Source organism: Microcoleus sp. BR0-C5, assembly GCF_036705045.1.
In the GTDB taxonomy this organism is placed as follows: domain Bacteria; phylum Cyanobacteriota; class Cyanobacteriia; order Cyanobacteriales; family Microcoleaceae; genus Microcoleus.
This window is the reverse complement of record NZ_JAUBTR010000161.1, coordinates 1-3,514: the sequence shown is the minus strand read 5'-3', so window position 1 is coordinate 3,514 and position 3,514 is coordinate 1. Positions and strand designations below refer to the sequence as shown.

At 44.9% G+C, this 3,514-nt stretch carries 2 protein-coding genes and 3 pseudogenes; 1 reads left to right on the top strand and 4 read right to left on the bottom strand.

The features are described 5' to 3' along the window. Nucleotides 1-989 (top strand): annotated as a pseudogene (locus QUB08_RS31485) (hypothetical protein); the annotation flags it as partial. 252 nt (nt 990-1,241) lie between these two features. On the opposite strand, the gene QUB08_RS31480 reads toward QUB08_RS31485, so the two are convergent. From QUB08_RS31480 to QUB08_RS31465, 4 genes and pseudogenes are all read right to left on the bottom strand, one after another. Further along, entirely contained in the window at nt 1,242-1,487 is a 246-nt protein-coding gene (locus QUB08_RS31480) for a CopG family transcriptional regulator (RefSeq protein WP_333230176.1), read from the bottom strand. After that, on the bottom strand, nt 1,484-2,074 hold the full coding sequence (locus tag QUB08_RS31475) for a ParA family protein (protein ID WP_172193365.1): 591 nt from the start codon (nt 2,072-2,074) through the stop codon (nt 1,484-1,486). Before QUB08_RS31475 ends, QUB08_RS31480 begins: the two co-directional genes overlap by 4 nt. Before the next feature lie 328 nt (nt 2,075-2,402). Beyond that, nucleotides 2,403-2,789 (bottom strand): annotated as a pseudogene (locus QUB08_RS31470) (DUF1348 family protein). Between the two features lie 168 nt (nt 2,790-2,957). After that, nucleotides 2,958-3,275 (bottom strand): annotated as a pseudogene (locus QUB08_RS31465) (SDR family oxidoreductase); the annotation flags it as partial. Nucleotides 3,276-3,514 lie beyond the last annotated feature (239 nt).

The following is a 3,514-nucleotide window of genomic DNA, read 5'->3' as shown; positions in this document are numbered from 1 at the left end:
ACGTTCTGAAACTTTACCCAAATGGGATATCAAGATTATCCCCATTTAATAGGTACTTTATTTTTCCGCAAGTCCCTAAGGCTCGTCGTCGCATTCATGAAAGAGAGACTCGAACCCAAGCTAAAACAACAACTGAGAAGCTCTCTCTAGTTGTTCCTTATCCTAAAATTCTAGAGGTTTTAGAAAAAGCTCGCTTTGAAGCAACTCTTGAGGTGAAACATTATCAACGAAGTAACCGTTACAGATGTGGACGGCCTCAAATCGACAAAATTCCCCGGATGGATACAGGGATTGCTCGGTCTTTTCAGAGATTTATTATTATTGCTCTGATGGTTTCCTGTCCTCCGCGACGACCCAAGGAATATTATGAGGCAGAAATCGGTAAAAGTTTGATCAAGGGCGGATTTCAAGATGGCTTGTTCGTGTCAGTAGAAAAGATGAAAAATCCTAATGAGGCTCAGTATTATCTCTATCCTGAAGACTACAAGACCATGAAAACCTACGGAGAACTTGTGATTCCTCTAACCAATTTTACTTTTCCCGATGACACCAAATTTTATGACTATCTTGAAATGTGGATTAATAAGTGGCGTAAGATTTTGATTAAAGAGCAGACACATAATTTTCTCTTTCTCCAAGACAAAAATGGCAAACTTCTGAATTCATCAACTTTTGGGAAAAAAGTTAAACATATTTTTTGGCGATTTGCCGAAATTTCTATGTCTCCTCACAAGTTGCGTCACTCGTTTGAAACTTACAGTCAAGAGATTGGTCTATCAGACGCCGAAAAACAAGCTTCAGTTTTAGCAATGGGACACAGCCTTGAAACTAAAAGGAAACACTACGATTTACGCGAGAAGATGAAAATCATGCAACCAGCTCTCGATTTTAACCAGCGAATTGTTGAAAAAGAACTTAGGAACTTTGACCGAAGCAAATTGGTTGAAGGGATGATTAATCTTGATGATGAGGACGACGACGAAGAATAATCTATTAGCCCCAAGCATCGCTTGGGGCTTTTTTGTTAGCTTCATTTTTGGACTGCAATCCTATAACCTTTGACTAGCCTGGACTCGAACGCTAGTCTGTACTTGGATCTATTCAGATATTCAAATGTTTGAGCGTCTGAACATCTGAATGTTTGTATTCTTTGTCGTGATTAAACAGTTCCAGGGATTGATCTACGGGCTTTTTCTGGGCTGATCGCACTCTTAGATGTAAACATTCAAACATCTAAATGCTTAAATGTTATCGTCGGGATTGAACTGCTGGAGGTATTTAGCTACGGACTTCTCCACCAGCTCACTCATTTCCTGACCGGACTGCGCTGCTGCGGATTTAAGTTGGCGGTGCAGAATTTTTGGCAGATAAACGGTAGTGCGGACAAAGTTGGGGTCTTTGCTTTTGGATAGCGCGGTGCCGGGAGAAACGTCGGGTTCCCCAGGCTTGAGTTTCTTGGCTTTTAGCAAATCATCAAAGCGGCTCATGGAAGTATCTCCTTTCCAACAGCGGTGTAGCACCCCCAAGCAGCTTTAGCGTAAGGGTCTTTGATGGCGTTTACGGGAACCCCGGCGAGGGCAGCTTTTTGAAATACCGCCAGCCTCCTGATATCAGACTTGAAAATGGGCAATCCTGCTTTTTCGATGGTTGCCCTAGATTCAGCGCCGACTTTACTCGGAGCGGGCGGGATGACTGTAAGCAAAATGCGGTAATTGGATTGCAGAGAATAAAGAGCCTCGACCATTTGCAGCATAGCGCTCAGGGCCATAGCATCGGGAGAGCTGGGCAATATCAGCAAATCGCACCCTTCTGCTAGAGTTTTCAGGTCTTCTGGGGTGGGTCGTGCAGGCGTATCGATGACGATATGTTCGTAATCCCTCGCATAGCGCACGCCTTGCTTTTCATCGACTACTTTGAACGGGAGAGAACCGCGAGCAGCCCAATCTAAGGCACTGCGGTTGAGGTCGCCATCTACCAACAACGCGGGTGCTTTGGTCTGCAAGTAAGCGGCTAAGTGCAGTGCTGTGGTAGTCTTCCCGACTCCCCCTTTAAATGAGGCGATTGTCACAATCATAGGTAAGCCTGCTGAGTTCATCAACCAGATTTTACAACCTGAACATCTGAATGTCTAGATGATTGAATGTTTAAATGTTTAATTTCTAGAAGAAGCCATCCATATTCTTTACGCTCAGAAGTGCAGCCAGAGCGATCGCATCCTTATGGCAAATCTCCAGTACATTTGCACTTTTTTGGAAGTAGCCCGCCCCTATTGAGTACCGTTAGAACTATTGGCCTTGCTCCGGTTCCTCAAAGATTGAGGTCAGACAATCCGGGATGATCCTTGGGACTATGACCCAATATCCAGTGGTATTTGCGATCGCTCTCCTGAATTGGCAGGTCGTTCATGCGGTGGCAATAAGCCACCGCATGAATCCGTGTTCGTCGAACTCCCAATTTTCATTACCGTAGGAACGGAACGAGTTGCCGACATCATCATGCCATTCGTAAGCAAACCGGACAGCAATTCGGTTATCTCCAAAAGTCCAAAGCTCCTTGATAAGACGGTAGTCCAATTCTTTAAGCCACTTACGTATCAAGAACTGTACGATCGCATCACGACCAGATAGAAATTCACAGCGGTTGCGCCAAATGTTATCCGGCGCGTAAGCGAGTGATACTCATTCGGGGTTATGAGTGTTCCAAACATCTTCTGCGATTCGGACTTTTTGGATGACGGATTCATTATCAAAAGGCGGCAGCGGTAGTCGAGGATTTTCGGGGTTGTTCATAGTGTGGTAGCGTAAAATAATAGCATTTCAAGCGTTTCTATGAGCTTGTTCCAACTTACAACAGGCGCTTTACTGTGGTTTATTTCTCTCTCATTGAGTGCTTTGGTTGAGTCCAAAGTGAACGATACATAGCCCACTTGGAAGATTGCGGGTCACTTTTAGGGCGTTTCAAATCTGTGCCATACCGCCATCGACAAACAGCTCGATGCCGTTGACAAAGCTGCTGTCGTCACAGGCGAGAAAGACAACGGCTTTGGCAATTTCATCGGGCGTCCCTACTCTTCCCAGGGGGATATCTTTGGCTGGGCTATCTATGAATTCCTGCACCTACTCATCACTCACTCCCAGGACATTGTAAGCAGGAGTAGAAAACACGCCAGGACTAATGGCATTAACCCGAATTTTGCGCTCTCTGAGGTCGAGAATCCAATTACGAGCAAATGAGCGCACGACGGCTTTGGTAGCGATGTACACACTGAAGGCGCTCGCAGATAAGAATGAGGAACTCGGCGACGCTTTTCCTAGAAATTACAACAGCTTGGAAAAACCAATTTTGCGAGAGTTGTTGAAAATCTTAGTCATGCGTTTTAAGGGCAACTCCTTTAGATTCACTGTTAGCCTTATTCTCTGTGTCATGCGGTTCAACGCTTAGGGGCTTGCAATTAAATATAACCCCAGTTATGCTAGAAGGGTAGGAAACAAAAAATCTGACATGAGCGGTTGTG

Coding starts and splice junctions, on each gene's coding strand:
- QUB08_RS31475 (WP_172193365.1), bottom strand. CDS start 2,074: ATGATTGTGACAATCGCCTCATTTAAAGGGGGAGTCGGGAAGACTACC.
- QUB08_RS31480 (WP_333230176.1), bottom strand. CDS start 1,487: ATGAGCCGCTTTGATGATTTGCTAAAAGCCAAGAAACTCAAGCCTGGG.